General features: G+C 68.7%; 1 protein-coding gene. It reads left to right on the top strand.

Annotation, left to right across the window (positions count from 1 at the left end):
- The coding region (locus ACODS4_RS28145) for a hypothetical protein (RefSeq protein WP_488869189.1) at window positions 1-396 on the top strand (396 nt) is incomplete at both ends.

Below are 396 nucleotides of genomic sequence, written 5' to 3'. Positions count from 1 at the left end.
CGGCGCTGATGGTGTCCGGCACCACCTTGCGCCGCGACGCCGAGGTGCGGATCACATACGCCGCCAATGACGCTTGCACGGCCTTGGCGCCGGGCGCGCCAACGCCGGAATGGCGGCGGATTTTGGGTCGGAGCTGGCGGACGAGCGGCCTGCGCTGGTCCGACCGGAACCTGTGGTCGGGCCGACCGACGGCGCGCGATCTGGCGGGCTACGCGATCCCGGTGCTCGACCTGCCGACCCGCTGCCGCCCCTTGGTCACGCGGATTGAGATCGACAACAAAGGCGTGCCTTTCGATTTGGGACACCTGTTCCTCGCCGAGGCCACGGTCCCGGAATGGGGTTTCGATTGGGGCCGCGAAATCGTGCCGGAAATCCAGTCCAAGCTGGACCGCACGC

It is taken from the genome of Azospirillum sp. FG154, assembly GCF_057809575.1.
The sequence above is the reverse complement of the archived record's forward strand: the minus strand, read 5'-3'. Positions and strand labels throughout refer to the sequence as shown.